Annotated in this window: 33 protein-coding genes; 24 read left to right on the top strand and 9 right to left on the bottom strand. The window is 64.6% G+C overall.

Annotated features, from left to right (window positions below):
- Positions 1-151: 151 nt before the first annotated feature.
- Together ABKF58_RS01155 and ABKF58_RS01150 are read right to left on the bottom strand one after the other, a co-directional pair.
- On the bottom strand, positions 152-817 hold the full coding sequence (locus tag ABKF58_RS01155) for an FmdE family protein (RefSeq protein ID WP_482583100.1): 666 nt from the start codon (positions 815-817) through the stop codon (positions 152-154).
- Positions 818-862: 45 nt separating this feature from the next.
- Positions 863-1,615, bottom strand: coding sequence for an SDR family NAD(P)-dependent oxidoreductase (locus ABKF58_RS01150; RefSeq protein WP_482583099.1), 753 nt, complete (start codon positions 1,613-1,615; stop codon positions 863-865).
- Positions 1,616-1,826: 211 nt separating this feature from the next.
- On the opposite strand from ABKF58_RS01150, the gene ABKF58_RS01145 reads away from it, so the two are divergent.
- From ABKF58_RS01145 to ABKF58_RS01115, 7 genes are all read left to right on the top strand, one after another.
- Complete coding sequence (locus tag ABKF58_RS01145; RefSeq protein ID WP_482583098.1) at positions 1,827-2,489, top strand: hypothetical protein; 663 nt, start codon at positions 1,827-1,829, stop codon at positions 2,487-2,489.
- A complete protein-coding gene (locus ABKF58_RS01140) occupies positions 2,489-2,830 on the top strand; it encodes an FKBP-type peptidyl-prolyl cis-trans isomerase (RefSeq protein ID WP_008953194.1) in 342 nt (113 codons plus the stop codon). The genes ABKF58_RS01145 and ABKF58_RS01140 overlap by 1 nt, the downstream gene beginning before the upstream one ends.
- Positions 2,831-3,046: 216 nt before the next feature.
- The gene (gene modA, locus ABKF58_RS01135; RefSeq protein ID WP_482583097.1) at positions 3,047-3,805 is read left to right on the top strand and encodes a molybdate ABC transporter substrate-binding protein; all 759 of its coding nucleotides are present in this window, start codon (positions 3,047-3,049) and stop codon (positions 3,803-3,805) included.
- A gap of 10 nt (positions 3,806-3,815) precedes the next feature.
- Entirely contained in the window at positions 3,816-4,487 is a 672-nt protein-coding gene (gene modB / locus ABKF58_RS01130) for a molybdate ABC transporter permease subunit (protein WP_482583096.1), read from the top strand.
- Positions 4,488-4,498: 11 nt separating this feature from the next.
- The gene (locus ABKF58_RS01125) at positions 4,499-5,200 is read left to right on the top strand and encodes an ABC transporter ATP-binding protein (RefSeq protein ID WP_482583095.1); all 702 of its coding nucleotides are present in this window, start codon (positions 4,499-4,501) and stop codon (positions 5,198-5,200) included.
- A gap of 100 nt (positions 5,201-5,300) precedes the next feature.
- A complete protein-coding gene (locus ABKF58_RS01120) occupies positions 5,301-5,879 on the top strand; it encodes a nitrogen fixation protein NifQ (RefSeq protein ID WP_482583094.1) in 579 nt (192 codons plus the stop codon).
- A gap of 6 nt (positions 5,880-5,885) precedes the next feature.
- Positions 5,886-6,698 (top strand): TOBE domain-containing protein, encoded by an 813-nt coding sequence (locus ABKF58_RS01115; protein ID WP_482583093.1) that lies wholly within the window; start codon positions 5,886-5,888, stop codon positions 6,696-6,698.
- Positions 6,699-6,859: 161 nt separating this feature from the next.
- Here the strand turns inward: ABKF58_RS01115 and fumC are convergent, their stop codons facing one another.
- Entirely contained in the window at positions 6,860-8,242 is a 1,383-nt protein-coding gene (fumC, locus tag ABKF58_RS01110) for a class II fumarate hydratase (RefSeq protein ID WP_482583092.1), read from the bottom strand.
- 376 nt (positions 8,243-8,618) lie between these two features.
- Between fumC and ABKF58_RS01105 the strand changes: the two genes are divergently transcribed.
- The 14 genes from ABKF58_RS01105 to ABKF58_RS01040 all read left to right on the top strand — a co-directional run bounded on the left by ABKF58_RS01105 (position 8,619) and on the right by ABKF58_RS01040 (position 16,795).
- Positions 8,619-10,145 (top strand): fumarate hydratase, encoded by a 1,527-nt coding sequence (locus ABKF58_RS01105; protein ID WP_482583091.1) that lies wholly within the window; start codon positions 8,619-8,621, stop codon positions 10,143-10,145.
- Positions 10,146-10,436: 291 nt separating this feature from the next.
- Complete coding sequence (locus ABKF58_RS01100; RefSeq protein WP_482583090.1) at positions 10,437-10,850, top strand: GFA family protein; 414 nt, start codon at positions 10,437-10,439, stop codon at positions 10,848-10,850.
- Positions 10,851-11,200: 350 nt separating this feature from the next.
- Positions 11,201-11,614, top strand: coding sequence for an SRPBCC family protein (locus tag ABKF58_RS01095; RefSeq protein WP_482583089.1), 414 nt, complete (start codon positions 11,201-11,203; stop codon positions 11,612-11,614).
- Between the two features lie 102 nt (positions 11,615-11,716).
- Positions 11,717-12,124, top strand: coding sequence for a VOC family protein (locus ABKF58_RS01090; protein WP_482583088.1), 408 nt, complete (start codon positions 11,717-11,719; stop codon positions 12,122-12,124).
- Between the two features lie 35 nt (positions 12,125-12,159).
- Positions 12,160-12,576, top strand: a complete 417-nt coding sequence (locus ABKF58_RS01085) for a DUF1801 domain-containing protein (protein ID WP_482583087.1) — start codon at positions 12,160-12,162, stop codon at positions 12,574-12,576.
- 118 nt (positions 12,577-12,694) lie between these two features.
- Positions 12,695-13,306, top strand: coding sequence for a LysE family translocator (locus ABKF58_RS01080; RefSeq protein ID WP_482583086.1), 612 nt, complete (start codon positions 12,695-12,697; stop codon positions 13,304-13,306).
- A 140-nt stretch (positions 13,307-13,446) separates the two neighbouring features.
- Positions 13,447-13,950, top strand: coding sequence for a VOC family protein (locus ABKF58_RS01075; protein WP_482583085.1), 504 nt, complete (start codon positions 13,447-13,449; stop codon positions 13,948-13,950).
- A gap of 205 nt (positions 13,951-14,155) precedes the next feature.
- On the top strand, positions 14,156-14,629 hold the full coding sequence (locus ABKF58_RS01070) for an OsmC family protein (RefSeq protein ID WP_014086194.1): 474 nt from the start codon (positions 14,156-14,158) through the stop codon (positions 14,627-14,629).
- A gap of 38 nt (positions 14,630-14,667) precedes the next feature.
- Positions 14,668-15,081 (top strand): VOC family protein, encoded by a 414-nt coding sequence (locus tag ABKF58_RS01065; RefSeq protein WP_482583084.1) that lies wholly within the window; start codon positions 14,668-14,670, stop codon positions 15,079-15,081.
- A gap of 101 nt (positions 15,082-15,182) precedes the next feature.
- A complete protein-coding gene (locus tag ABKF58_RS01060; RefSeq protein WP_482583083.1) occupies positions 15,183-15,293 on the top strand; it encodes a GFA family protein in 111 nt (36 codons plus the stop codon).
- A complete protein-coding gene (locus tag ABKF58_RS01055) occupies positions 15,257-15,529 on the top strand; it encodes a GFA family protein (RefSeq protein ID WP_482583082.1) in 273 nt (90 codons plus the stop codon). Before ABKF58_RS01060 ends, ABKF58_RS01055 begins: the two co-directional genes overlap by 37 nt.
- A gap of 70 nt (positions 15,530-15,599) precedes the next feature.
- On the top strand, positions 15,600-15,935 hold the full coding sequence (locus ABKF58_RS01050) for a YnfA family protein (protein WP_008953180.1): 336 nt from the start codon (positions 15,600-15,602) through the stop codon (positions 15,933-15,935).
- A 33-nt stretch (positions 15,936-15,968) separates the two neighbouring features.
- Positions 15,969-16,355: a DUF488 domain-containing protein gene (locus ABKF58_RS01045; protein ID WP_482583081.1), complete on the top strand. Its 387-nt coding sequence runs from the start codon at positions 15,969-15,971 to the stop codon at positions 16,353-16,355.
- A gap of 101 nt (positions 16,356-16,456) precedes the next feature.
- A complete protein-coding gene (locus tag ABKF58_RS01040) occupies positions 16,457-16,795 on the top strand; it encodes a GlpM family protein (RefSeq protein WP_482583080.1) in 339 nt (112 codons plus the stop codon).
- Between the two features lie 24 nt (positions 16,796-16,819).
- Here the strand turns inward: ABKF58_RS01040 and ABKF58_RS01035 are convergent, their stop codons facing one another.
- Positions 16,820-17,671, bottom strand: a complete 852-nt coding sequence (locus ABKF58_RS01035) for a LysR substrate-binding domain-containing protein (protein WP_482583079.1) — start codon at positions 17,669-17,671, stop codon at positions 16,820-16,822.
- 139 nt (positions 17,672-17,810) lie between these two features.
- Between ABKF58_RS01035 and ABKF58_RS01030 the strand changes: the two genes are divergently transcribed.
- Positions 17,811-18,092, top strand: coding sequence for a hypothetical protein (locus ABKF58_RS01030; protein ID WP_482583078.1), 282 nt, complete (start codon positions 17,811-17,813; stop codon positions 18,090-18,092).
- Between the two features lie 14 nt (positions 18,093-18,106).
- Positions 18,107-18,721, top strand: a complete 615-nt coding sequence (locus tag ABKF58_RS01025) for a glutathione S-transferase (RefSeq protein WP_482583077.1) — start codon at positions 18,107-18,109, stop codon at positions 18,719-18,721.
- A 181-nt stretch (positions 18,722-18,902) separates the two neighbouring features.
- Here the strand turns inward: ABKF58_RS01025 and ABKF58_RS01020 are convergent, their stop codons facing one another.
- Complete coding sequence (locus tag ABKF58_RS01020; protein WP_482583076.1) at positions 18,903-21,008, bottom strand: TonB-dependent receptor; 2,106 nt, start codon at positions 21,006-21,008, stop codon at positions 18,903-18,905.
- Between the two features lie 608 nt (positions 21,009-21,616).
- Between ABKF58_RS01020 and ABKF58_RS01015 the strand changes: the two genes are divergently transcribed.
- Positions 21,617-23,278, top strand: coding sequence for a methyl-accepting chemotaxis protein (locus tag ABKF58_RS01015; RefSeq protein ID WP_482583075.1), 1,662 nt, complete (start codon positions 21,617-21,619; stop codon positions 23,276-23,278).
- Between the two features lie 82 nt (positions 23,279-23,360).
- Here ABKF58_RS01015 and ABKF58_RS01010 read toward each other — a convergent pair whose 3' ends face one another.
- Genes ABKF58_RS01010 through ABKF58_RS00995 form a run of 4 tightly spaced genes read right to left on the bottom strand, consistent with a single transcriptional unit; the run spans position 23,361 to position 26,280 of the window.
- Positions 23,361-23,771, bottom strand: a complete 411-nt coding sequence (locus tag ABKF58_RS01010; RefSeq protein ID WP_008953172.1) for a DUF2721 domain-containing protein — start codon at positions 23,769-23,771, stop codon at positions 23,361-23,363.
- Complete coding sequence (locus ABKF58_RS01005; RefSeq protein ID WP_482583074.1) at positions 23,768-24,502, bottom strand: proteasome-type protease; 735 nt, start codon at positions 24,500-24,502, stop codon at positions 23,768-23,770. Before ABKF58_RS01005 ends, ABKF58_RS01010 begins: the two co-directional genes overlap by 4 nt.
- A 60-nt stretch (positions 24,503-24,562) precedes the next feature.
- Complete coding sequence (locus ABKF58_RS01000) at positions 24,563-25,354, bottom strand: transglutaminase family protein (RefSeq protein WP_482583073.1); 792 nt, start codon at positions 25,352-25,354, stop codon at positions 24,563-24,565.
- A complete protein-coding gene (locus ABKF58_RS00995; RefSeq protein ID WP_482583072.1) occupies positions 25,354-26,280 on the bottom strand; it encodes an alpha-E domain-containing protein in 927 nt (308 codons plus the stop codon). The genes ABKF58_RS01000 and ABKF58_RS00995 overlap by 1 nt, the downstream gene beginning before the upstream one ends.

The raw sequence follows: 26,280 nt of genomic DNA, 5'->3' as shown, positions 1-26,280 counted from the left end.
GCGTGGCGGCGCTGCGGCCTGCGCGTGCTGATCCGGCATAGAGGAGGAGGGGGCCGCTGTGCCCCATGGCGACGCGCGGCGGCCTCCGGCTAGCGGGTGAGGCACCACCTCCCGGGGCATTGCTGCGCCAGTGATGCCAGATGGAGGAGGCTCAGAGCCTGACGACGATCAGCTCCGGGTCGTCCGCATGCTCGATCAGGATCTTCTTCACCCGGGCTTGCCAGAGTTCGGCGAATTCATGGGCTTCGGCCAACGTGGCGGTGCCGGCCATGATCCGCTGCAGCAGGGGGCCACTGAGTGGGCTGGGAGGCACCCGGCCGAGGTTGACGCCAAGCTGCACGGCGGCGCCGTTGTCCTGGCGCTGGAAGCGGACCTCGCCCTCGATCGCGGCATCGAAATGCAGCAGGTCGTGCCGCTTGAAGCGTCCCCCGATGCCCTTGAACCCTCCCGGACCGGCGGCACCGGTGATCAGGCCGATCACGCTGGCGATGACGCCAGTCACGCCCTCGTCCTGCGACTTGGCGAAGCTGACGTCGATCTCGCCGCGCTCCGGCACGTCGTCGGGGAACAGCACCTGCAAGGCGCGCCTCGCCATCAGGTAGGCGCTCGCCACGGTGGGGCAGGAGTGGCCGGCCAGGCGCACGGCATCGACGTAGTGATAGGTCAGCATGCCGTCGCTGCTGGCGCCGAGCAGGCCGGCCAGCTTGTCGTGAACCAGAATCGGGGGAACGGCGTCGAAAAAGGCGGGATAGCTCATGGTGGCGATACTCGGTGTGACAGTGACAACGGGGAGGTCGATGGCGATGCCGTGCGGCATCGCGAGCCGGCCTCCGTTCCTAGCAGGATAGGAGGCCGCTTGCGCTTAGCCAATGGTGTAACCGCCATCGACCACGATTTCCTGCCCGTAGATGTTTTTGGCCGCATCCGACGCCAGGAACACCGAGGTCTCGGCGATGTCGTCGGGTTGGCCGAACGCCCCGGGGATCAGCCCGGCGGTGACCTGTTCCGCCACCTGGCCGAGCACCTCGGGCGGGAGACCCACCGTGCCCCACAGCGGGGTGCCGATGGGGCCGGGGGCGATGCAGTTCACGCGGATGCCTCTGGGCGCCAGTTCCGCCGCCAGCGTCTGCGACAGCGACTTCAGCGCCGCCTTGCTGGCGCTGTAGATGGCGAGCCCGGGAAAGCCGACCTGGGTGAGGAAGGTGGTGATGAACTGGATCGTTCCGCCCGGGCGGATGTGCGGCAGAAAGAGCCGGGCGGTTTCGGCGGCCCCGAACAGGTTGACCGAGAATTGCGTGTTGAACGCCTCGGCGCTGCTGTCCGCAAACGGCACCACGCGCGCGATGCCGGCGTTGGGGACCAGGATGTCGATCTTGCCGACGTGCCCGGTGGTTTCCTCGACCAGCCGCTGCAAATCCTCCTGGCTCGTCACGTCGCCGGTGACGGCGATCACCTGTCCGGGATGCGCCGCCGCCAGTTCCGCGAGCGCCTCGGCGTTGCGGGCGAAGGCGACCACGTTGGCGCCTTCCTCCACGTACCGCGTCACGATCGCGCGTCCGATCCCGCTGCTGGCCCCGGTGACGACGGCCACCTTGCCTTGAAGTCTGTTCTGCATGTTCGGTTACTCCGCTGATGTTGGTGAGGTGATAGTGGCGAAGCGGCGCGCTGTTTTCATTGACTGCCATCAACCGACTCGAGATCCGGCCGCCGCGCCGGGAGGGCGCGCCCGGCCCGGGCGTGACCGTCGCGAAAACCTTTCTCACCAGGGAGGCATGTGCCACGCTGAAAGGGCCGGCCATCGAGCGAAACCGGGGAGGGTAAAAATCATGTTCGACAAGGACCGTTTCATCCAGAACTGCCTGAAGGCGGTGGCCGACGGGCAGGGGGCCATTCGCGAGCTGGTGCAGGAGGCGGTGGCGGATAGGCAAGGCGTTATGGCCGGGTTGGGCGAGCCGCAGCATGCCGGCATTACCCCGCTCTATGCCGGCCCGGAACTCACCATCCTCAACTTCGTCTGGGCGCCGTGCATGAGCCTGATGCCGCATAACCACCAGATGTTTGCCGTGATCGGCATCTATTCCGGCCGTGAAGACAACGTGTTCTGGCGCCGCACGGCAGGCAGCATCGAGGCGGCCGGGGCCCAGTCGCTCGGCGCCGGCGAGGTGGCGACACTCGGTCGCGACATCATTCATTCGGTGCTGAATCCCATCGGCAAGATGACCTGCGCCATTCACGTGTACGGCGGCGACTTCTTCCATCCCGCCCGGCCGAGAAGCGAATGGGACCACGAAACGCTGATCGAGCGCCCCTGGGACGTGGAGCGGGTCAAAACGCTGTTCCGCGAGGCCGAAGCGCGTTTCAATGCCCCCGGGCCTGAGCGCACCCTTGGCGCTGCCCGCTGCGGCGACGGCGGCGCAAGATGCGCTACAATTTCGGCCAACGTGCTGCGTTCAGCATTGACCGATGACCGAATCAACGAGAGTGCTTGATGAGTAACGAATTACAGGTTGTGGACATTCAACCGGGCGACGGCAAGGAAGTGGTCAAGGGTGCCTTGATCACCACCCAGTACAACGGTTTTCTCGAGGACGGCACCAAGTTCGACTCCTCGTACGATCGCGGCCGCCCCTTCCAGTGCGTCATCGGCACCGGGCGGGTGATCAAGGGCTGGGATCAGGGCCTGATGGGCATGAAGGTCGGCGGCAAGCGCAAGCTCTTCGTGCCGGCCCATCTCGCCTACGGCGAACGGCAGATCGGCGCCCACATCAAGCCCAACTCCAACCTCATCTTCGAAATCGAGCTGCTGGAAGTGTTGACGCGAGACGACTGAGGGCGTCCCGGCCGGCCTCCCGTAAGGGTCGGCAGCGCCCTCCTTTCCCCCGCTGATCCGGCCGTTTCGCCCCGGCATCGCGCGCCTCCGACGTGGCCGGGGGCGCGTCAGTCAACGTCTTCTTTGATGTAAATCAGCTTCTGTCGCGAGGGTTTTCGACAGCGTGATATATTGCTGTATATTACGCTCGATCGACATTTCAACTCGGAGACCGAGATGCCTCTCTCGTTGACGAAACGCCTTCTGGCCGCCGCCGCCATCGTTGCCGTCACCGGCCTGGTGCACGCCGGCGAGCTCACGGTGTCCGCCGCCGCCAGCCTCACCAACGCCTTCAAGGACATCGCTCAGGGTTACGAGACCAAGTATCCGGGTTCCAAGGTGTTGCTGAACTTCGGCGCCTCGGGCGCGCTGCTGCAGCAGATGGCCAAGGGCGCCCCCGTCGACGTGTTCGCTTCGGCCGATCAGGAAACCATGGACCAGGCCGTGCAGCAGAAGCTGGTGGCGGCGAGCGAGCGGCATGATTTCGTGCGCAATAGCCTGGTGCTGATCGTGCCCGGCGACAGCAAGCTGGCGCTCAAGCGGCTGGAGGACCTGAACCAGGGCAGCGTGCTGAAGATCGCCATCGGCAACCCGGCCAGCGTCCCGGTCGGCCGCTACACCCGGCACGCGCTGGAGTCCGCCGGGCTGTGGCCGGTGCTGGAAACCAAGGCGGTCACGACCCAAAACGTGCGCCAGTCGCTGGACTACGTGGCGCGCGGCGAGGTCGATGCCGGTTTCGTCTACGGCACCGACGCCGCCATCATGAAGGACAAGGTGAAAGTGGCGTTCTCGGTGCCGCTCGACCTCGCCATCCGTTACCCGATCGCCAAAACCGCCGGCAGCGCCAATAGCGACGAAGCCCGGCGTTTCGTCACCTACGTGCTGTCCCCGGCCGGCCAGGCGGTCCTGGGCAAGTATGGTTTCTTGAAGCCCTGAGCGAGGACACATGGAATCGGCATGGACGGCGCTGGCGCTGTCGTTGAAGGTGGCCGGCTGCGCCACGCTGCTCGACCTGCTGCTCGGCGTGGGCGTGGGCTTCCTGCTGGCGCGGGGGCGTTTCGTCGGGCGTGACCTGCTCGACACCGTGCTGACCCTGCCGATGGTGATGCCGCCCACGGTGCTGGGCTTCTACCTGCTAGTGCTGGTGGGACGGCGCGGCTGGCTGGGCGCCTGGCTGCACGACAGCTTCGGCATCAATCTGATCTTTACCTGGCAGGGCGCGGTAATCGCCGCCTCCCTCGTGGCGTTTCCGCTGGTGTTCAAGCCGGCCCGGGCGGCGTTCGAGGCGGTCGACGGCCAGCTCGAGCAGGCGGCGCGGGTGCTGGGCGTCTCGGAGGCCGCGATCTTCTTCCGCGTCACCTTGCCGCTGGCCTGGCGCGGCATCCTCGCCGGGCTGCTGCTGGCCTTCGCCCGGGCGCTGGGCGAGTTCGGCGCGACGTTGATGGTGGCGGGCAGCATCCCGGGCAAGACGCAAACCTTGTCGATCGCCGTGTACGAGGCGGTGCAGGCCGGGCAGGACGACGTGGCCAATACCCTGGTGCTGATCACCTCGGTGGTGTGCATGGTGGTGCTGCTGGCGGCGGGCCGTCTGGCCCCCGGCCGCATCGCCAACCAGTAGGAGAGCGGTGCATGCAGCTCGATATCGATATCCGCAAGACCCTGCATTCCGGCAAGCGCACCTTCCAGTTGCAGGTCCGCTTTCAGTCGGTGAGCCAGCGCATCGTCATCTTCGGGCCGTCCGGTTCGGGCAAGAGCCTGACGCTGAAGGCGATCGCCGGGCTGATGCGGCCCGACCACGGCCATATCCGCCTCGACGGCGAGACCCTGTTCGATGCCGCCGCCGGCATCGACCTTGCGCCGCAGGCGCGCAAGGTGGGCTACCTGTTCCAGGACTACGCGCTGTTCCCGCACCTGAGCGTGCGCCAGAACATCGGCTTCGGCCTGAAGCGCGGCTGGTTCAACCCGCGCGCTGCCGAGAAGAGCGAGGCGGTCGATTACTGGCTGGAGGCGTTGCATCTGAGTCACCTCGCCCACCAGATGCCCGGCGAACTGTCCGGCGGGCAGCGCCAGCGCACCGCGCTGGCGCGGGCGCTGGTGGCCGAACCCCGGGCGCTGCTGCTAGACGAGCCGTTTGCCGCGCTCGACCCCCTGTTGCGCCAGCGGATGCGGGAGGAGCTGGACGAACTGCAGCGCCGCCTGCAGGTGCCGATGGTGCTGATCACGCACGATCCGGAGGACGTGGCGGTGTTCGGCGAGCAGGTGCTGGCGCTGCACGACGGCACGATTGCGCCCCCCGAGGCGAGCCAGCCGCCCGGCGTGCTGCCGGCCTGAGCGTGTTGACCCGCGTTCCCTCTGCCCGGCGCCGGCGGACGGGCCGGCTGCGCTGTCCCATGACCTACCCACCCACCTCGACAACAGAAAGGCTCGCGACATGAGTGCTCTTTCTCTCTCCACGGCCACGGCGCCGCTGCCCCGTGACGAGTCGGCGTTGTTGGACCGGGCGATCGCCGGCGTGCTGCGCCATGCCCAGGACGGCGACTTGCCGCTGTTCGCCTGGACCCTCGGTCTGCCGCAGCCGGCGCTGCTGGCGATGCTGGCGCAGCGCTTCCCCGAGCTAGACCGTCTGGAGCCGATGCCGGAACCGGATTACGCCAGCATCCGCGCCGCGACGCCCGCCGGCTTTGCCGAGCTGGTCGCCCTGCTGGGGGCGCACCGCGCGCCCGATGTGCCGGAGGCGGAGGCCGAGTGGCTGGCGCACGCCGTGGCGGCGGCCTGCTTTGGCGAGCGGCCGTTGTCGGTGGACCTGGGGCTGAGCGGGCGAGAGGCGGTGTCGCGGCTCCTGGGGCGCTATTTCCCGTCGCTGTCGCGACGCAACCCCGCCCGCCGGAGCTGGAAATCCTTCCTGTTCGCCGAGCTGGCGGCCTCGCGTGCTGGCGCGGCGGCGCCGGGAGGTGCTACGGGTCTGGGGCCGCGTGCGGGCTTTTCCGATTCAGACAGGCGAGGGTGCTAGCAAGCCATGGACACGAAAGACAACAGCATTGCCTTGTGCGGTTCGGTGTGGATGACGGTGGGCGGCGAGAATTTCGGTGGGGCCGGACGTATCGAATTGCTGGCCAAGATCGCCGAATGCGGCTCCATCACCCGGGCCGCCAAGGCCATCAAGATGAGTTACAAGGCGGCGTGGGACGCCATCGACGCCATGAACAACCTGGCCGGCGAGCCGTTGGTGGAGCGGCTGGTGGGCGGCAAGGGCGGCGGCGGCACGCGCCTGACGCCGCGCGGTGAGCAACTGGTGGAGAACTTCCGCATCATCGAGCGCGAGCACCGCCGTTTCATCGAGCAGCTGGGGAGACAGGCCGACAGCCTCGCCGACGATTATGTTCTGATCAGGAGAATGAATATGAAAACCAGCGCCCGCAATCAGTTCCTGGGCAAGGTCGTCGCCGTGAAGCATGGCGCAGTCAACGACGAAATCGAGCTGGAAGTCACGGGCGGTCAGAAGATCGTGGCCACGGTCACGCATGAAAGCACCGAAGGGTTGGGCTTGCGTCCGGGGGCCGAGGCGTTTGCGCTGGTGAAGTCGTCGTCGGTGATCGTGCTGACCGATGGCGAAGGCGCCCGCTTCTCCGCGCGCAATCGTCTGAGCGGCACCATCGCGCGCATCGTACCCGGAGCGGTGAACACCGAAGTGGTGATCGATCTGCCCGGCGGCATCGCCGTGGCCGCCATCGTCACCAACGACAGCAGCCAGGCGCTCGACCTCGCCGTGGGCAAGACCGCCACAGCGATCTTCAAGGCGTCGAGTGTGATCCTGGGGGTGCCGGCGTAAGAACCTGTTTGCGATCTGCTGCGCTTCGGCGATACGGCGTTAAAAACGACTTCGGAATGCTCATTTACTACGTGTAAACTCCGCATCCTCAGCCGTTTTTGCCTTGTCTCGCTCTAGCTCGCGAGATCGTAAACAGGCTCTAAGCGTCGGCCGGGCTGCGCTCAGCCCACCATATCCTGCGGCTTGACCCAGGCGTCGAACTGCTCCGCCGTCAGGTAGCCGCTGGCCAGCGCCGCTTCCCTGAGCGTCAACCCTTCCTTGTGCGCCTTCTTGGCGATGGCCGCCGCCTTGTCGTAGCCGATGTGTGGGTTGAGCGCGGTGACCAGCATCAGCGATTTCTCCAGCAGCTCGTCGATGCGCGCGCGGTTGGGCTCGATGCCGACCACGCAGTGTTCGTTGAAACTGGTCATGCCGTCGGCCAGCAGCCGCACGCTTTGCAGGAAATTGTGGATGATCAGCGGCTTGAACACGTTCAGCTCGAAGTTGCCGCTGGCGCCGCCGATGTTCACCGCCACGTCGTTGCCCAGCACTTGGGCGCAGGCCATGGTCAGCGCCTCGCTCTGCGTCGGGTTGACCTTGCCGGGCATGATCGAACTGCCCGGCTCGTTTTCCGGGATGCTGATCTCGCCGATGCCGCAGCGCGGTCCGCTGGCCAGCCAGCGCACGTCGTTGGCGATTTTCATCAGCGCCCCGGCCAGCGTCTTCAGCGTGCCATGCGCGTGCACCAGCGCATCGTGCGCGGCCAGCGCCTCGAACTTGTTCGGCGCGGTGACGAAGGGCAGGCCGGTGTCTTCGGCCAGCCTTTGCGCCACGCGCACGGCGAATTCCGGATGCGCGTTGAGCCCGGTGCCGACGGCGGTGCCGCCGAGCGCCAACTCGCACAGGTGCGGCAGCGCGTCTTCGAGATGGCGCCGGCAGTGTGCCAGCTGCGCCACGTAGCCGGAAAACTCCTGCCCCAGCGTCAGCGGCGTGGCATCCTGCAGGTGGGTGCGGCCGATCTTGACGATGTCGGTGAACGCCAGCGACTTCTCCGCTAACGTCCTGGCCAGCGCGTCTAGCGCCGGCAGCAGACGCTGCTCCACCGCCGCCACCGCCGCCACGTGCATCGCGGTGGGGAACACGTCGTTGGACGACTGGCCGCGGTTGACGTGGTCGTTCGGGTGCACCGGGCGCGCCTCGCCGCGCTCGCCGCCCATCAGCTCGCTGGCGCGGTTGGCCAGTACCTCGTTCATGTTCATGTTGGATTGCGTGCCCGAGCCGGTCTGCCACACCGCCAGCGGAAACTCGTCCGGATGCTGCCCGGCGATCACTTCGCCGGCGGCGGCCTCGATCGCCCCCGCCAGCTTGGGAGCCAGGAGGCCGAGCTCGGCGTTGACCCCGGCCGCGGCACGCTTCACCTGGGCCAGCGCCTCGATCAGCTCGGGCGGCATTTTCTCGCTCGAGATACGGAAGTTTTCCAGCGAACGCTGGGTCTGGGCACCCCACAGCCGCTTGGCCGGGACGGCGATCTCGCCGAAGGTATCGCGTTCCATACGGACGGACATGACAGTCTCTCCTGCACGAGAAGCAATTTTCCGAACCTGCTTCACGATATGTCGAGAGCGGATCGTGGATCGAGGTAGAGCGTAGGATGGGGGAGCGTAGCGAAACCCATCGTCGATGAACGCCGGCTGGCGCTCTCCGGTCTGCGGGATCGCGCCCAGAGACGTCCAGCAAGATCGTGAACAGGTGCTTCATGAAGCCTAGCAGCCTGTCATGGGGGCGACAAGGCAGAAGCCGGGGCCGGAACGGTGTTACAATCGGCGGCTGGGCCGCTAAGACCAGCCGTATCGCGCTCCCGTCGGACGGCTGCTCTTGGCGGCTCCCGCGGCCAGCCCGCTGGCCACTCGTCATCACCCCACGTTTTTGCGAGACAGCCTCATGACCATCATCCGTCAGGAAGACTTCATCCAGAGCATCGCGGATGCCTTCCAGTACATCAGCTGCTACCACCCGAAAGACTACATCGACGCGCTGTACAAGGCGTATCAGCACGAAGAAAGCCCGGCGGCCAAGGACGCCATGGCCCAGATCCTGATCAACAGCCGCATGTGCGCCGAAGGCCGCCGCCCGATCTGCCAGGATACCGGTATTGCCGTGGTGTTCCTGAAAGTCGGCATGAAGGTGCAGTGGGACGCCGAGCTGTCGGTACAGGAGATGGTCAACGAAGGCGTGCGCCGCGCCTACAACAACCCGGACAACAAGCTGCGCGCCTCCGTGCTGCTCGACCCGGCCGGCCTGCGCAAGAATTCCAAGGACAACACCCCGGCCGTGGTGCACTTCGAGATCGTCGAAGGCGACGGCGTCGAGGTAATCTGTGCCGCCAAGGGCGGTGGCTCCGAGAACAAATCCAAGTTCTACGCGCTCAACCCATCCGACTCCATCGTCGACTGGGTCATCAAGACCGTGCCGACCATGGGCGCCGGCTGGTGTCCGCCGGGCATCCTCGGCATCGGCATCGGCGGCACCCCGGAAAAGGCAATGCTGCTGGCCAAAGAATCGCTGATGGACCACGTCGACATCCACGAGCTCAAGGCCAAGGCCGACAGCGGCGCGGAACTGACCAAGGTCGAAGCGCTGCGCCTGGAAATCTTCGAGAAGGTCAACGCGCTGGGGATCGGTGCGCAGGGTCTCGGCGGTCTCACCACCGTGCTCGACGTCAAGATTCTGGACTACCCGACCCACGCCGCGTCGCTGCCGGTCGCGATGATCCCGAACTGCGCCGCCACCCGCCACATCCATTTCCACCTGGATGGCAGCGGCCCGGCCCACCTCGAAACGCCGAAGCTGGAAGACTGGCCGGAAATCACCTACGACACCAGCAATGGCAAGCGCGTCGATCTGGACAAGATCACCAAGGAAGAAGTGGCGAGCTGGCAGCCGGGCGACGTGCTGCTGCTCAACGGCAAGATCCTCACCGGCCGCGACGCCGCGCACAAGCGCATGGTTGACATGCTGAACAAGGGCGAGAAGCTGCCGGTGGACTTCACCAACCGCTTCATCTACTACGTCGGCCCGGTCGATCCGGTACGTGACGAAGTGGTCGGCCCGGCCGGCCCCACCACAGCCACCCGCATGGACAAGTTCACCCGCCAGATGCTGGAGCAGACCGGCCTGCTGGGCATGATCGGCAAGGCCGAGCGCGGCCCGGCGGCGATCGAGGCGATCAAGGACAACAAGGCGGTGTACCTGATGGCCGTCGGCGGCTCCGCCTACCTCGTCTCCAAGGCGATCAAGGCCTCCAAGGTGGTCGGCTTCGAAGACCTCGGCATGGAAGCCATCTACGAGTTCGAAGTGAAAGACATGCCGGTCACCGTGGCGGTGGATTCCTGTGGCACCTCGGTGCACAACACCGGCCCGGCCGAATGGCGCGTCAAGATCGGCAAGATTCCGGTCGCCACCGCCTGATGGCGAGTTGTTGAACGCACGCTGAACTCTTCGGCCAACGTTGGCCGAAGGGCAAATCCACACCCCCGCTTGCGCTGCAGGCGGGGGTGTTTTGTTTGGGGTGGGGCTCAGTCTGTTGGCAGATGATGATTCTGCGGTGTGGAGGGGGAAGGGACTGCTTGGGGATGGGCTGCCTACTCTTCCGGCATAGGTGGTGATGTGGCAAGCTGTCCAGATGGTGACGTAAAAAATACGTTTTTATTGGACGTCTACTTCTAGTTATGCGCGTTACCAACCAGCATGGATTTAAGTATGAATTCAAAATACACCGGGCAGTGTCTTTGTGGCGCAATCCACTATTCAATCGATGTCGAGCCATTATTTTCTGGAAACTGTCACTGCAAAGACTGTCAAAGGGCTTCAGGTAGTGCGTTTATTCCTGCAATGCTTTTTCCCGAGAAAGACGTTGTTGTTTCCGGCGAGGCAAGCTATTTCGAGTCAACGGCCGACAGCGGAAATGTGCACAAAAGAGGGTTCTGCCCGAATTGCGGCTCACAATTATTCGCAAAGTTCAGCAGTCTTCCCGGCATGCTGGGTATCAAGGCGGGCACGTTGAACGAAGCATCGCACTACGTACCCAAGTTAGACTTCTATGTGGCAAGTGCCGCAACGTGGGATTTTATGAACCCCCAGCTCCCTAAAAAACAAGGCGCAGCTCAGGGTTAGAGAGCGTGTGCATAACAAGGCGTTCAACACGGACAGCACGGTAGGTTGGGCTTCATGAAATGAAGCCCAACGTTCGCCATATCTGTCTTGGACGATGGGCGATGCGCTATCAAAGAGGTGGATGCGGCTGCGCACTTGATCAAGCAGCTTGCGAAGAGGTGTGGATATGACGTATTTCCCGGTAGTTATTTCGCACTCCTATGCCATAAATAGTTCTGTGGCAATCATGGCCAGCATGATTGTTGCCATGCATTCTGGATGATGACGTAAAAAATACGTCTTCTAGCTTGAGTACACCTGGGCACCACATCGCCAAATCTAATTGCCCCAAACCAAGAAGGACGCTCGTCATGAAAATCACTGTTGAAACCACAGTCGCGGCCCCCATCGAGAAAGTTTGGCACGCATACACAACTCCCGAGGATATCAAGCAGTGGAACGCCGCGTCTGATGATTGGCACACCACCTCGGCCACAGTGGATTTGCGCGTCGGCGGCATCTTCTCGTCACGAATGGAAGCCAAGGATGGCAGCGTGGGGTTCGATTTTGCCGGAACCTATACCGCTGTGGTGGCACACAAACTGATCGAATATTCCTTTGGCGATCGCACCGCGCAGGTTGAATTTGCTGATAGCCCAAAAGGTGTTGTGGTTTGCGTGACTTTCGATAGTGAGCCATCGCATTCCATCGAACAGCAACGTGACGGGTGGCAGGCTATTTTGAATAATTTTACTCGTCATGTTGAAACAGCCAGGAAGCCGTAGGCGTATGTGTTGCCTAACGCCTCTTAATATGGACTCCAAGAGGCTGCGTCCATCGGCTGCCGCTCATGCCAAACGTCGGATATTCACACAAAGGGGCGCTGTATGTTCTCCCATATCTTTATCGGCGTGAGTGACATCGACCGCGCATTGGCTTTTTATGAACCGCTCATGGCGGCCCTCGGCATCAAGCTTCGCTTTTGTGATCGAAGCCGCCCTTGGGCGGGTTGGCAGCGCCCTGACGAGCCTAGGCCGCTCTTCCTGATCGGCTCTCCCTACAACCAACAGCCCCACTCGCCAGGCAACGGTCAAATGGTGGCCTTTCTCGCTGAAAGCCGGCCAATGGTTGCAGAGGCCTATAAAGCCGCGTTGGCTAACGGAGGCTTATGTGAAGGCGCTCCTGGCCTAAGGCCCGAGTACCACGAGCATTACTTTGGCGCCTACTTCCGCGATCCTGACGGCAACAAAATCGGCATTGCCTGCCACTCGCCTGAGCCGGCGTCTGCAGCCTGACAGGCTGGTGGGAGCGACAAGCTAGGGAGGAGAGCATGAAAAAATTGGATTCGACCGAGGGCCATCCCGCATCCGAGCTGATCGACCAACGAATCGCCGAACTCGGGGACTGGCGCGGGGCGGCCTTGAGCCGGATGCGCCAGCTCATCAAAGAGGCCGACCCGGACGTCGTGGAGGAGTGGAAATGGATGGGCACACCCGTATGGTCGCACGACGGGATCATCTGCACCGGCGAGTCTTACCAGTCGATCGTGAAGTTGACCTTCGCCAAGGGGGCGTCGCTGCAGGACCCAGCCAAGCTCTTCAACTCGAGCCTCGACGGAAACACAAGGCGCGCGATTGATATCCATGAGGGAGAGGAGATCGACGCGGATGCGTTCAAGGCGCTCATCCGAGCCGCGGTCGACTTCAATGTCTCCGTCGTGAAGGCAAGGCAAAGACGGGCGAAGTAGGCTAACTGTGCACCGCCATAGTGCCGTATTCGTCGCGTTGAGCCGGTAGATTCAGCCCTTTTTTCAGATGGCTCCTCGTTTCGAGCCGTCATGACCAAATACCGCCCAAGGAGTCTCCATGAAGCTTTATTCGCTTTTCCTGCTGATGGCCACCGCCACGGTGTTCAGCCCCGGCCCAGGTGTCGTGATGACGCTCAGCAATGCCCTGCGCTATGGCATGCGCGGCACCTTTGGCGGCATTCTGGGGATTGCCTGTGGGGCGCTGGCGGTCGCGGCGATTTCGGCCACCAGCCTCGGGGTGCTGCTTGCCGCTTCGGCGCTGGCTTTTACCGTCCTCAAGCTCATCGGTGCCGCTTATCTCATCTATCTCGGTATTCGGCTTTGGCGGGCTCCTCCGTTCCGGTTCGCGGAGCAGTCGGTACACGAGGCGAGTTTCGGCAAGCGCTTTCTTGAGGGGCTATCCCTGCAGCTCACCAATCCGAAGGCGATTTTCTTCTTTCTCTCGGTGTTTCCCCAGTTCATCGATCCGGCGAGGAATTACCCGATTCAGTTTGCCACGCTGGTGCTGACCTACAGCTCCCTGGTTGTCGTCATTCACTGTTCTTACGCGCTGTTTGCCAAGCGTGCCAAAGGCTGGCTGGTGTCCGAACGCGGTGGCCGCATGGTCAACAAGACGGCCGGGGTGACATTCGTGTGCTTCGGCGCCGCACTGGCCACTGCCAAGCGCTGACGTACCACTCTCCAGCCCCCGCCACTAACGAGTGTGAAGGGGAGTGTGGAGGTTTCAATGGCGTCCTACTCGCCGTAGAGGTCTAAGCTGGTAGTCACGACCATTCACCGTCGTGCTGAGACTCGGTTAGGAGACGCACCATGGCAAGCATTCAACGGATCACCCCCTGCCTGTGGTTTGACGACCAGGCCGAACAGGCGGCTGGGTATTACACCGCCATCTTCAAGAACTCACGGATCGTCAGCCTGACCCGCTACGGCGAGGCGGGGCATGAGATTCACGGCCGGCCGGCGGGGTCGGTCCTGACCGTGGAGTTCGAGCTGGATGGCCAGGCCTTCACCGCCCTCAACGGCGGCCCGGTATTCACCTTCAACGAGGCCGTGTCGTTCCAGGTCAGCTGCGAGACGCAGGATGAGGTGGACTACTACTGGGAGAGGCTGTCCGCCGGCGGGGATGAGGCGGCGCAGCAATGCGGCTGGCTCAAGGACCGGTACGGTGTGTCCTGGCAGGTGGTGCCGACGGCGCTGCCCAAGATGCTGAGCGATGCCGATTATGCAAAATCCGAGCGCGTCATGACCGTCCTGCTGCAGATGAAAAAGCTCGACATCGCCGCCTTGCAGCGCGCCTACGCCGGGGTGGCTTGATTGGAAACGCCCCCGCCGGCGGAGAGTGTGCAGCCTCGCATTTCATCCGTTGACTTCCCCGTGAAGTTGGCCGATGACGTCGCATGCGGGCACGTGCCGCTTTGACGGGCCAGAGGGGTGAACCGGCGCTAAACTGGCATGCCCATTGGCTGGTCGCTGTGTCGCTGTTGCCAGCTGCCTAACGTTCATTTCCCAGGAGCAGAGAATGGCCCAGTACACCGCCGAAGTCCTTTGGCAGCGCGGCGAGCAGGATTTCCTCGGCAACCGTTACAGCCGCCGCCATGTTTTGCGCTTCGACAGCGGCGTGGAAGTGCCCGGTTCGTCGTCCCCGCACGTTGTTCCCGTCCCGATGTCCGACGCCTCCGCCGTCGATCCGGAGGAAGCATTTGTGGCCTCGCTGTCGAGCTGCCACATGCTGTGGTTCCTGTCGATCGCCGCCAGGCGCGCGTTCTGTGTCGAGCGCTACTTCGATGCGGCCGTCGGCGTCATGGCCAAGAATGCGGCTGGCAAGATGGCCATGACGATGGTTACGTTGCGGCCGGAGGTGACGTTTTCCGGGGAGCGTCTCCCCACGCGGGAGCAGCTCGACCAGATGCATCACGAGGCGCACGAGGAGTGCTTCATCGCCAACTCGGTCAAGACCGAGGTGCGTTGCGAGCCGGTGTACGGGGAGCTGTAAGCGGGCGCGCCAGCCATCGTCAAGCCAGGGAGAAAACCATGAAACCGCGAATCAGCATGCTGACGCTGGGTGTCGGCGACCTCGACCGTGCCACCCGCTTCTACGAGCAGGGGCTGGGTCTGCCGCGCTACCCGATGGAGGCGGCCGGCGTCGCCTTCTTTGCGCTCCACGGCACCTGGCTGGCCCTGTATCCGTGGACGGCGCTGGCCGAAGACGCCACGGTGCCGGCCGAGGGTAGCGGTTTTCGCGGCTGTGCCCTGGCCCACAATGTGTCGACGCGGGAAGAGGTCGATCAGGTGCTGGAGCAGGCGGTGAATGCCGGCGCGCGATTGGTGAAGCCGGCACAAGATGCCTTCTGGGGAGGCTATAGCGGCTATTTCGCCGATCCGGATGGCCATCTCTGGGAAGTGGCATGGAATCCGTTTATGGCGATCGGTCCGCAGGATGTGTAAATCGTCAGCATCATGGTCTTGGTGCTGATAGAAGCCACGTCTGGCGAGGCCGCGCAGCGCGGCCATGAGCCTGAAGAGTTGGACATTGAAGGAGCTACATCATGATTTACCATGGAAGCTGTCATTGTGGGCGGATCGCCTTCGACGTGGAGGGCGATCTCGGCCAGGTCATGTCTTGCAACTGTTCTATCTGTCGCCGCAAGGGGCGCTGATGTGGTTCGTGCCGCGCCAGCAACTGCGCTTGCTGACGCCGGAGGCGGACATGAGCACCTACACCTTCAACAAGCACGTCATCCAGCACCATTTCTGTCCGACCTGCGGCATGCACCCGTTTGGCGAGGGACGCGACCCGGCCGGGAACGCGATGGCGGCGGTCAACGTGCGCTGCCTCGACGACGTCGATCTGGACACGCTCACGGTCAAGCACTTCGACGGTCGGGCGCTGTGAGCGCTGGCGCAGCTTGCGCCACGGGCGGGCTCGCGCCTATGCTGCCGGGTTGCCATTGATCGGGATTCGCATGGTTGTGATCGCCAAAACCCTCGCCTTGTACATCGCCACGGCGCTGGCCGAAATCATCGGCTGCTATCTGCCGTATCTCTGGCTGAAGAAGTCGGCGCCGGCCTGGTACCTGCTGCCGGCGGCGCTGAGCCTGACGGTGTTCGCCTGGCTCTTGACCCTGCATCCCCAGGCGGCGGGACGGGTTTACGCCGCCTACGGCGGGGTCTACGTCGCGGTGGCGCTGGGCTGGCTGTGGGCGGTGGACGGCATCCGTCCCTCGCTGTGGGACGTGGCGGGCAGCGCGGTGACCCTGGCCGGCATGGCGATCATCCTGTTCGCGCCGCGGCCGGGCTGAGGGCCGGGTACTTGATCGGGGAGGGAGGATACGATGCCGGTGTATATCGTCAGATTGGGTAGCGAGCGGCGGCAGGACGAAGGGTTGCGCATCGGCACGGTGCGGCGCCCGCCGCGGGGTGTGCCGAAGAGCGAGTTCGCCACGCAGAACTGGTACGACGTGTGGTACCCGAACCCGGCGCCCAGCGCGGAAACGGTGAAGTTGGCGCAGCAGGCCAAGACGGACCGCGACTGGGCGGCCTTCATCAAGCAGTACCGTGCCGAGATGGCGACGCCGGAGAACAGCCGCACGCTGGATCTGTTGGCGGCGCTGTCGCACCACAGCAGCTTCTCCGTCGGCTGCTACTGCGCCGAGGAGGCGCATTGCCACCGCTCGGTGCTGCGCCTCTTGCTCGCCGAGCGCGGCGCCGACGTGCACTGACGCGCACAGGTTGGCCGAAGACGGCGCCAAGACCGCGGGCCGGCGCTTGCCGGGCGGCGCGCCCTGGGCCACCATCACGGGTTTTCTCCGTGGAGTGGCCGATGGCCCTGTTTCTCAAAGCCCTGCTGGGCTCGGCGGCGGTGCTGCTGATCGCCGTGCTGTCGAAGAGCAAGCACTACTTCATCGCCGGGCTGGTGCCGCTGTTCCCCACCTTTGCCCTGATCGCGCATTACCTGGTCGGCTCCGAGCGCTCGGTGGGCGAGCTCAAGACCACCATCGTGTTCGGCATGTGGTCGCTTATTCCCTACTTCGTCTATCTGGCGGCGGTATACCTGCTGGCCGACCGCCTGCGCCTGGGCTGGGCATTGTTCGTGGCGGCGCTGTGCTGGGCCGTGGCGGCGTGGGGGCTGGTGCTGGCGTGGGGACGCTGGCACGGCTAGCCGGCGGCGGGACTGCCTCGGGGATCACGCCGTGGGCGGCCGTTCCGCCAGATAGCTGGCAATTTCCTCTTCGATCCAGGTGCTGAAATCCTGCTGCTTGGTCTGCGAGCTCTCGCGTTGCGGCCAGACCAGCCAGTGCGGGTAGGGATAGGGCACGCTGATGTCGGTCAGCTGCACCAAGTCCCCGCGCTGCAGGGCGCCGTGCACCAGGCTGCGCCGCTCCAGCGCTACCCCCATGCCGAGGCGCACCGCCTCCAGCACCAGGTTGGAGTCGTTGATCCACAGCGCGGCGTTGCCCGGTTCGGCCACGCCGGCGGCACTGCACCAGGGGAGCCAGGATTCCACGGTGCGTACGATGGGGCCGGAGACGACCTCCTGCACCGTTTGCGGCAGGCGGCCGTCGTTGAAGGCGGGGGAGGCCACCACCACCAGTTCGTCGTCGAACAGCCGCTTCTGCGCCAGCCCTTCCCAGCCGCCCTGGCCCATGCGCACGCCGATGTCCACCAGCCCCTGGCGCAGGTCCTGGATATCCAGGCTGGCGCGCAGGCTGACGCGGTAACGCGGGTGGCGCGCGTAAAAGCTCGGCAGGCGCGGCAACAGCCAGTGCACCCCGAACGAGGGCAATACCGCCACCACCACCTCATCCACGCGTGGCCGGGCGCGCACCAGTCGTGTGGCCTCGGTGATTTCCCCCAGCCCGATGCGGATCTGCAGGGCGTAGAGCCGACCGTCCTCACTCAGCTTGAGGCCGCGCCCCTCGCGCGTGAACAGCGCCACCCCCAGCAGCTCTTCCAGCTGCTTGATCTGCTGGCTGATGGCGGAGTGGGTGACGTGCAGTTCGTCCGCCGCCAGGGTGATGCTGCCGAGGCGGGACACGGCTTCGAAACTGCGCAGCGCGGGCAGGGGGGAAGTGTGCTCATGTAAGTAAAACTAACATGAAAGACAAATAAATATCGATTTTTTCTGCCTCTTCTGGCGCTTATAGTGAACCCAGAACGTCAACCGGAGAGCGATCATGGAACATCATCTACGTGTCGAATTGGCTAGTCAGGAACTCTTGGCGATCGAATTGCCGTCTGCAGTCGAGGTCCGCGCCGTGTCGGGCTACCATTGGCTGACGGTCGATGGACTGGACGTCTACCTCGCGCCCGGAGAGCGGGAAACGGTTCCGGCCGGGAAAATCCTGGCCGAGGGGCTGGGCCAGCTGGAGTTCTCGCCGTCCTCAGCACTGCCGGCTCGCGGCGCAGAGGACCGTGCCGCGCAGGGGACGATGCTACTGGGCAAAGTCTGCTTCTGACAGGAGAAAACACGATGCAATTGATCGGCATGCTGGATTCGCCCTATGTGCGCCGGGTGGCCGTCTCGCTGCGGCTCATGGGGGTCGGGTTCGAGCACCAGGCGGTCTCGGTGTTCCGCACCTTCGAGCAGTTTCACAGGATCAACCCGGTGGTGAAGGCCCCGACTCTGGTCTGCGACGACGGTACGGTGCTGATGGATTCGACGCTGATTCTGGACTACGTCGAAACCTGCCTGGCCCCGGCCAAGAGCCTGATGCCGGCCGGGCCTGCCGGGCGCCAGTGTGCCTTGCGCCTGATCGGGCTGGCGCTGGCGGCGTGCGAGAAAAGCGTGCAGATCGTCTACGAGCGTCAGCTGCGCCCGGCCGAGAAGCAGCACCAGCCCTGGCTGGAGCGCGTCGAGGGTCAGGTGCTGGCGGCTTACGGCGAACTGGAGCGCGAATTCGCGCGTGCGCCGTTAGCCGCCAGCGCGGAGGGGATCGACCAGGCGGGCGTCAGCGTCGCGGTGGCGTGGCGCTTTACCCAACTGATGCTGCCGGACGTGGTCAAGGCGGCCGATTTCCCGCGACTGCAGGCGTTTGCCCACCAGGCCGAGCAATTGCCCGCCTTCGTCGACACCCCGCCGCTCTAGTCCCGGTTGGGGTGCCGGCCGTGATGGACATTCCACAGTCTGTCCACTAGTCCCGGTCCCTCAGTGAGCGAAGCTCTGCGTGCCAATCGCCGATTGGCGCGAGAGCGTCGCCCGCCGTCCGCCCTGGCCCTGCAAGGGGGCTTCACCGGCTCATGACTCACAATCCACCGCACTGCCTGGATCAGAACTTCCAGCGAGCCGTGACTTCGGCCGTACGCGGGGCGCCCGGCATGTTGTAGTCGTTGGCACCGCTGTGAGCGGAGATGTAGTACTTCTTGTCGAACACGTTCTTCAGTGTGAAGTTCACCTCCAGCGACTTGCCGCTGTAGCCGGTGCCGAGGTCGAAGCGGGTGTAGCCCGGCAGCTTGACCAGGTTGTCCGGCGATGCATAGCGCTCGCCCTCGTAGCGCAGGCCGGCGTTGACGTTGAAGCCACCCGGCAGCTTGCGCTTGACGAACAGGTTGGCCGAATGGCGCGGCGTCAGCGCCGGTTTGTTGCCCTGGAACGGCGTGCCGATCTTGGTCTTCTCGGTCGACTGGGTGATCTCGCCGTCGAGGTAGGCGTAGCCCGCGATCACATCCCACAGCGGGGTGAGGGCGCCGGCCACCGCCAGTTCCAGTCCGCGTACGCGCTGCTCGCCCACCGACAACGCCTTGTTGCTGTCGCTCGGGTCAGCGGCCTGGATGTTGCTGCGCGTCATCTCGAACACCGAGGTGGTCAGGGTGAGGTTGTCGAACAAATCGATCTTGCTGCCGACCTCGTAGTTGATGGTCTCCTCCGGCTTCAGCTGGTCGCTGTTCTGCTTGAAGGTGAACGAATCGGCGATCGGCTGGAACGACTGGCTGGCCGAGGCATACAGCGACACGCGTTCGGTCGGCTGGTACACCACGCCCAGGCGTGGGCTGATCGTGTTGTCGGTGCGTGCCAGGTCCTGGTTCTTGCTGGTTTTGTCGTCGCGTGTCTGCGTCAGGTGGTCGTAGCGCGCCCCGGCGAGTGCTTTCCAGTGCTCGCTCAGGCTCACCAGGTCCTGCAGGTAGAGCGCAGCGATGTCGATGTCGGTGTCGTTGTCGTTGCCGGGCGCGGCACTGGTGTTGATCGCCGGCAGTTCGATCAGCTGGGGATTGAACAGGTCGTAGGTGGCGGCGTTCTTGCGCGTCCACAGTTTCTCGGTCTTGTGCTGCTTGCCCACTTCCAGTCCGTACAACAGCGTGTGCCCGGTCTGGGCGAGGTCGAGATCGTGGCTCAGCTCCAGCTGATTGTAGAAACCATGCTCGTCGCGCAGCCGCTTGGTGCGGTCGATGGTGACCTTGTTGGTGGTCTCGTTGACGCTGGCGATGGTGGTGTAATTGCGGTCCAGCGAGAAGTCATAGGTGCGGAACACGTTGTGCAGTTTCAAGCCGCTATCGAACTGGTGGTCGAAGGTGCCGGTGAAGCTGGTGACGTCGCTCTCGTTGGCGGTCTGGTCGCGACCGTTGGCCGAACCGTAGTAGGTCTCGATCGGCACGTCCACCGGCTTGCCCTTGTAGCCCGGCACGCCCTGGTCGGCCAGGCGCTTGTCCTGCAGATAGTCGGCTTGCAGCAACAGCGTGGTATTGGGCGAGAAATTGAACTGCAGCGACGGCGCCACCGCCTCGCGCTTCAGGAAAGACTGGTTGCGGAAGCCTTCCGAATCCTCCACAGCGCCGGTCAGGCGGAAGCGGGCGAAGTCGTCGTCGCTGTTGGCGCCGACGTCGAACGACAAGCGCTGCTTGCCCTGATCGTCCAGGCTCACCGCCAGCTCGTGTACCGGCTCGGCCAGCGGCTTCTTGCTGATGCGGTTGATCAGGCCGCCCGAGCTGCCGCGCCCGTACAGTACCGAGGACGGTCCCTTCAGTACCTCCACCCGCTCGACGTTGGACAGATCGCGGTAGTACAGCGCGTCGTCGCGCACGCCGTCGACGTACTGGTCGTTGATCGCCGAGAAGCCGCGAATGCTCACCTGGTCGCGTTGTGCATCGCCGACACTGAAGCTGACGCCGGGCACGTTGGCCAGCGCGTCCTGCATCGAGCTGGCGTTCTGGTCCTTCAGCACCGCCGCCGGCACCACGTTGACGGTCTGCGGCACGTCCTTGAGCGGGGCGGCGATCTTGGTGGCACTGGTCGAACTGGCGCGGGTGTAGCTGGTGGCCGGATCGGCGTCCTGGCTGGCTTCCACGCGCACGGCGGGCAATTCGGTATCGGCCAGCGCCGGCAGAGCGCCGAAGGTGCCGATCAGGGAAATGAGGGTGGATAGCGTCTTCTGCTTCATGATTTTGCTTTGGGTTATGGTCCGTAAACAGTGCCGGCGGGGCCGGCCGAACGATCGAACACGAGCATCCCGGAACGTCACGGCCTCCTCGTCGTACCGCGTCAGGCAACAGCAGCCCCTCCTCCCTGCCGGGGCGGGTGGAAACGGGGTGTTGCCTGGGGTTTGGATGCCTCGATTGATGCGGTGCAGGAGCCGAGGTTTTAAGGAGGCGAGACGGTTATGGCGACTCGGGTTGGTGGGTCCGTTACTCAAATATATTAATGCGAATCATTATCATTACATTTTTTTACAAAAGCAATAGGAACTTTTCGTTCGAATGGCCAACGTCGTTTTTTCCGGCATGGCAGCCGCCGTGCCGGGTTGTCGGACGAGGAGGCCTCCATGGCCCTGGTGCTCACGGTGGGTCGGCGGACATCCGGCGCAACGCTCCGGCATGACATGAGCCGTTCGCGCACCCCTTGCTCTTGTTTTTCGTTCAGCCGGGTGTCATGCTCGCCCGATAATGACGCGGGTTCGATTATCGGCTGCTGTTTTCCCTGATGGCGTCGTGCCGAAAAGGGAGGCAAGGTAAGCGAATACGGTGTCCCATACGCCGGGGGAGGAACTCGATGACGATAAGAACACGCCTGATCGTGCTGCTGCTGACCGCCTTGCTGGGCTTGGCGCTGGTAGCGGTTTTCGGCTACCGCGGCATGCTGTCCTCCGGGGCCTCGATGGCCGAAGTGGGCGAACAGCGCATGCCGGCGGTGATTGCGCTCTTGGATGCGCGCTCCAACTTCAACCGCACCCTGTTGCGCAATCTGCAGGTGTCGGTGCGCGCCACCGACAATTCGCTGGAGTCGCGCAAGCTGTTTGCCGACACCTTCAAGGGCAAGCAGCAGGCGCGTCAGTTGTTCGACGACGCGCTCAAACGCTACGCCGCCTTCCCGCGCAGCGAGGAAGAGAACAAGCTGTGGCACCAGTTCGGCCCGCTGCTGCAGGAGTGGCAGCGTACCGACAAATCGCAGGACGAGCTGCTCGACAAGCTCGCCAAGGGCGTGACGCCGGAAGAGCAGTACGCCATCTTCCGCGAATTCTACGCCAACGCCCAAGTGCAGCTGCCGGTGGTGGAGGGCATGGACGAGCTGTTGCGCAAGATGGTGGAGGTCAATGACCGCCTGGCCCAGACCAGCGTGGAGCAGGCCAATGCCGCCTCGCGCCAGAGCCTGCACTGGATGATCGCGGTCAACGTGTTCGCGCTGCTGTTGTTGCTGGTGAACGGTACCTCGGTGCTGGCGGCGGTATTGCGCCCGCTCAACCGGGCACGCCGCACCGTGCTCGCCATCGCCGAGAGCAACGATTTCACCCAGCGTATCGACGTCAAGAACAAGGACGAGGTCGGGCAGATGGTTAGCGCCCTCAATAACCTGATCGGCCGGGTGCAGGAGTCGTTCCGCGAGATTCAGCAGAGCCAGGCCGACATCCGCCTCGCGGTGAGCGGCCTGTCGGCGGCGTCGGAACAGCTCGCGGCCAGCTCGGCGCAGCAGAACAGCTCGACCGGGGCGATCGCCGGATCGGTGCAGGAGATGACCGGCAACATCCACGGCGTGGCCGAGCACGCCGACGCGGCGATGCAGCTGTCGCTGGAGGCCGGCGAGGTGTCGCGCCAGGGCTGCCAGGTGATCGCCCAGACCACCGACGGCATGGCCAGTATCGCCGACAGCGTCACGGCGGCGTCGAAGGTGATCGAGCAGCTGGGGCAGGAGTCACGCCAGATCAGCAGCGTGGTGCAGGTGATCCGCGACATTGCCGACCAGACCAACCTACTGGCGCTCAACGCCGCCATCGAGGCGGCGCGCGCCGGCGAGACCGGGCGCGGCTTCGCCGTGGTGGCGGACGAGGTACGCAAGTTGGCCGAACGCACCGCCAAGTCCACCGCCGACATCGGGGTGATGGTGACGGCGATCCAGAACGCCGCCAACGGCGCGGTCGAGGAGATGCGCCAGGTGGTGGAGCAGGTGGGCGAAGGGCGCGCCCTTGCCAGCGGCGCCGGCCAGCATATTGCCGAGATCGAGGGGCAGGCGCAGCGCGTGGCCGATGCCGTGGCCGATATCACCCGCATCCTCAAGGTGCAGGGCGAGGCGAGCGAGGCCATTGTCCATCACGTGCACACCATCTCGGACATGGCCGAGCAGAACCACGCCACCTCCAACGAGACCGCCGACAACGCGCGCCGGCTCGACCAGTTGGCGGCGCGGGTCGGCGAGACATTGCAGCGCTACAAGGTGTAGCGCATTGGCCCTGTGGTTGGCCGAAGCAAAAAGCCGGAGCGGGTGCTCCGGCTTTTTTTGCGCCAACCATGCGATTTCCGGCTCAGCCTCGGCCGTGCTGCTGTTCCAGGTCCGACAGCAGGATGTTCAGCGCGTCGGACGACTTCCTCAGCTCGACCAGCGATAGCGCCAGCGACGCCATCATCAGCAGCAGGCTGACGCCGAAGGTGTACTGCGCGCTGATCGCCATCTGCACGTAGATTTGCAGCATGGTGACCACGCACAGGAACAGGCTGCCCACGCCGAGAAACTGCATCCACTTGATCAGGTTGATGCGGCTGCGCAGGTTGCCGATCTGCTGGATGATCTTGTCCTCGGGGTTGTCTTGGTAGTCGTTGAACAGGTGGCGGATGATGCTGGCCAGGCCGAGAAAGCGGTTGGTGTACGCCAGCAACAGCAGCGAGATGGCCGGGAACAGCAGGGCCGGGGTGGTCAGGGACAACGGGGTGTTCATGCCAGCTCCTGGTTCCACGGCGTGGCCGGCAGCGCGGCGAAGGTTTCCTTGATGCCGCGTCCCCAGGCGGCGCGCAGCTCGCGGAAATAGCCGTCGTCCTCGCCGATGCGCAGCGGCGAGCGCGGCGAGAAATCGTCGTTGCGGTGCCACATCAGGTGGATCGGCAACGCTACCGACAGGTTGGAGCGCATGGTCGAGTCGAGCGAGATCAGCGCGCAGCGGATGGCTTCCTCCAGCGAGGAGCGGTAGTTCAGCACGCGATCGAGGATCGGCTTGCCGTATTTGGTCTCGCCGATCTGGAAGCAGGGCGTGTCCGCCGTCGCCTCGATGAAATTCCCCTGCGGGTAGATGTTGAACAGGCGTGGCCTCTCGCCGGCCAGCTGGCCGCCGAGCAGGAAGCTGGAACCCAGGTCGACCTGGCCGTCGCCACCGCCGTCGCGGGCGATGACCTCGCGCAGCGTCTGGCCCACCAGCACCGCCGCATCGTACAGCGAGCCGATGCTGCGCAACGAGTCCGGCCCGTCCCGGCGGCTTCTCAGATCGAGCAGGCTGGCCACGCTCTGCGAGGTGGCGAGGTTGCCGGAGGTCAGCATCACCAACCGCAGCCGGTCGGCCAGCTCGAAGGGATACATTTTCTGGAACGTGGCGATATTGTCCACGCCCGCGTTGGTGCGGGAATCGGAGGCGAAGATCAGGCCGCTCTCCAGGCGCATGGCCACACAGTACGTCATGGTCGGGAAATCCGTGAAGGCCGGGAAGTGACCCTCGGTCGGACTTCCCGGTTGCAAGCGTTAATGGTCGTGTTGTTCTACCGCCGCGTGGGCGTGCATGGTTTCGCCGGCGCCACCGCGGCGCATGCCGCGCACCGGGCAGGCGTCGAGGTAGTCGAGACCGACCGCCAGTTTAAGGTGATGATCGCCCGGCGTACACCGGTTGCTGATGTCGAACCCCAGCCAGCCGCCGTCGGCGTAGACCTCGGCCCAGGCATGGCTGGCGGCATGCTCGACCGTCCCGCTCAGCAGATAGCCGCTGACGTAGCGCGCCGGGTAGCCCAGGCGACGGCAGGCGGCGATGAACACCTGAGTGTGGTCCTGACACACCCCGGCCCCCAGGGCCAGCGCGGCGGCGGCCGTGGTGGTGGCGTCGGTCACCCCGGCGGTGTAGGGCATCCGTGCCAGCACCGTCTCCGCCAGCGCCGCGAGGCGCTTGGCGGCCTTGCCCTCGGGTCTGGCGGCCTGGCGCGCCAGTTCCTCGATCGCGGCGTCGGCGCCGGTGAGCAGGGTTGGCCGAAGAAACACGCGCGGATCGAGGCGGCAGGCATCGTCGTCCCAGCCGTCGGGGCCGGTTTCGACCACCCCTTCCGCCACCAGCTCGATGCTGTCGTGCGGCGCTTCCAGCGTCATCAGGTGGGTGATGTTGCCGAAGGCGTCGACGCTCTGGCTGGCCGGCCCCGGCAGCGTCAGGCGCCAGCTCAGCACCTGCTGATGGCGGCTGGAGCGCGGGGTGAGGCGCAGGTACTGGGTGCTGCGCGAGGCCGGCTCGGCGTACTGGTACCGCGTGCAGTGGCGGATGGAGAGCTTCATCACGCCGCCTCCAGGTAGGCCCGCTGGATCGACTCGCCCAGCCGGTTGATCTCGCCCAGCATGCGGCGCAGGAACGGGTGCATCCCCTCGTCGAACACCTCGTCCATCGCCGTGAACTCCAGCGCGGCGTTGAGTTCGGTGGCGAGGCGCCGCGCCGGCCGGCCGTTGTCGCCCTGGATCTGCGCCAGTGCCTGGCGAATTTCGTCGAAGCAGGCGCGCAGGCTTCTCGGCATGTCCTCGCGCAGCAGCAGCAGGTCGAACACGCGCTTGCCGTTGAGTGTGTCGCGGTAGGTCTCGTGGTAGGCCTCGAACGCCCCCAGCCCGCGCAGCAGCGTGCTCCAGGTGTAGTAGTCGGTGCTGTCGGCGCTCTGCTGGTCGGGCAGCAGGTGGCTCTTCACGTCGAGCAGGCGCGCGGTGTTGTCGGCGCGCTCCAGAAAGATCCCCAGGCGCAGGAAATAGAAGGCATCGCTGCGGCGCATGGTGCTGTAGGTGGCGCCGCGGAACAGGTGGGCGCGCTCCTTGACCCAGTCGAAGAACAATTGGAAATCCTCGCCCTGTTCGGCCAACTTGCGGCCCTCCAGCCAGCTGGCGTTGAGCGACATCCACATGTCCGAGCTGATCTTGCCGCGCACCGCGTGGGCGTTTTCACGCGCGCTGCGCAGCGCCGACAGGATCGAGGCCGGATTGGAGAGGTCGTAGGCCATGTAGTGCAGCACCCGGCTGGGTTCGGCCGTGCTGTGGCGGCTCTGGAAATCGTCCAGCCTCCCGGTCAGCGCCAGCGGCGCGCTGATCTCGGCGCCGCCGTTGTGCGAGCGCGGCATCAGCGAGATGGCATGGCTGACTTCGAGCAGGCGGGCGAGGTTTTCCGCCCGTTCCATGTAACGGCCCATCCAGAACAGGTGGTCGGCAGTACGCGATAGCATCAT

Source organism: Pseudogulbenkiania sp. AW2-16, assembly GCF_056824575.1.
Note: the sequence above shows the minus strand (reverse complement) of the source record. Positions and strands in the feature narration are given on the sequence as shown.